We start from the raw sequence: 1,748 nt of genomic DNA, 5'->3' as shown, positions 1-1,748 counted from the left end.
CGCGGCGTCTGGCACGGCGCCTCGCCGCGTTGCCGAAACGCCCCAATAGCTCCGCTATCGAGGCGCTCCGGCGCCTTGCGATGCACCGCACCAGACGCCGCGACCTATCCGACCCTGATCCGCCGGACAGGCCCTAGCAGTGCGCGCACGTGCGCCGGGTGGCCCGTTGGTACGCGCGGGTCGCGCGGCCCAGGGCCAGGCCGTAGACGCAGAAGCCGCCATAGGCGACCGCGACCACCCAAGGGGCGTGGTCGGCGATGCCCACGTCGATCACGCCCGTCCAGGTGAGCGCGCCCATCACGGCGAGGAAGAGGCCGAAGGGCGCGAGCGCGCCCGTGCCGGCCCAGCCGAGGGCGAGCAGGGGGAGTCGGGGGAGGGCGCGGCCCCAGGGACGGGTGAGGGCGAGGGCCAGGGTCATGCCGACGAGGGCGAGCAGCGCCGTGACGTCGACGCCGTGCTCGTACAGCCGGATGCCCAGGTCGCTGGTGTAGCGGGGGTCCATGCCGGGCTTGCCCTCGCCGGTGTAGCCGACGGTGGCGCCCAGCGCCCAGGCCGTCTTCATCGTCGCGTACGGGGCGAGGGCTGCGATCGCGACGAGGCCCGCGGCGGTCCGCGGCTCGGCCGGGGCGGCGCCGTGGACCGCCTCGCGGCCGCCGCAGTACGGGCACAGGCCGCGCGCCCGTCTGCGGTGCGCGAGCGCGGCGCAGCTCCACAGCACCGCGCCGGCCACCGCGACGCCCTGGTTCGCCCAGGCCGCCCAGTCCATCGGCGGCTGGTTGCGGCCGAGGAAGGACAGCAGGTGCACCGGGCTGAACAGGAACGCGAAGCCCGAGGTCAGACAGAGCGCGACGACCGGCCAGGCCAGCCGCGCGGGCCAGGCGCGGTCCGGCCGGCGCGGCAGCGCGTACGCGAGGGCGGCGGCGGCCGCGTACAGTCCGGCCGCCGCCCACTCCGCGGCCGTGCCGACGCCCTTGCCGAGCAGCGCGTACCCGTACGCGGGCCCGGTCAGCGCGGCGAGCGCGGCCCCCGCCGCGTACAGCACCGACCACCACAGCGCCGCGCGCTCCGCCCATGACGGCCATGTGGCCGTGAATCTCCTCCAGGTCATGGGCCGAGCGTGCCCGCCGGGGCCGCCTGCGGGCATCGCCCCGTGGACGGGACCCGCGGCGCGCGGCTCCGCCGCGCGGGGGAGGGCGGGGGCTACCTCGGGGCCGTGCGGAGCAGCATCTGACTAGCCCCGTAGCGGGGCCGCCGCCAGCGTCGCGATCGTCCAGGTCAGGGGGGCGAAGACGGTGAGGAGGGCTGCGGCGCGCAGGAAGGCCGAGGTGCGCAGGACCGTGGGTGGGGCGCCGAGGCGGAGGAGGGCCTGGGTGGTGTGGGTGCGGCACTGCTTGGACTCCAGGGCCGCTGTCAGCAGGGTCGCCGTCGTGCAGGCGACGACCAGCGACGCGCCAAGGGCCGTCAGCGGGCCGGAGCCGTCGCCGAGGCCGAGGCCGTCGCCCACGGTCGCCACCGCGATCGCACCGGAGGCGACCGCGGCGACCACGCCCAGCGGGCGGCCGATCCGGCCCGCCTCGCTCATCAGCACCCGGCCCGCCAGGAGCCTCGTCGCGCCGGGGCGGAACGTCTGCAGGAGCAGGCCGGAGACGTAGGTGAGCGCCGGGCCGGCCAGGGCCAGGCCGGCGGCCGTCAGCGCCCAGCCGGCGAGCACGCCCACCGGGCCGGCGTCGAAGCGGCCGGGCAGCGCC

At 77.5% G+C, this 1,748-nt stretch carries 1 protein-coding gene and 1 pseudogene; both read right to left on the bottom strand.

Annotated elements, in window-relative coordinates; all coding sequences use genetic code 11:
* Positions 1–133 precede the first annotated feature (133 nt).
* Positions 134–1,108 (bottom strand): hypothetical protein, encoded by a 975-nt coding sequence (locus tag VIU94_RS07395; RefSeq protein ID WP_331908825.1) that lies wholly within the window; start codon positions 1,106–1,108, stop codon positions 134–136.
* Between the two features lie 123 nt (positions 1,109–1,231).
* A pseudogene (locus VIU94_RS07390) lies at positions 1,232–1,748 on the bottom strand (hypothetical protein); the annotation flags it as partial.

It is taken from the genome of Streptomyces sp. (assembly GCF_036566765.1).
In the GTDB taxonomy this organism is placed as follows: domain Bacteria; phylum Actinomycetota; class Actinomycetes; order Streptomycetales; family Streptomycetaceae; genus Streptomyces.
This window is presented reverse-complemented; position numbering and strand designations above follow the sequence as displayed.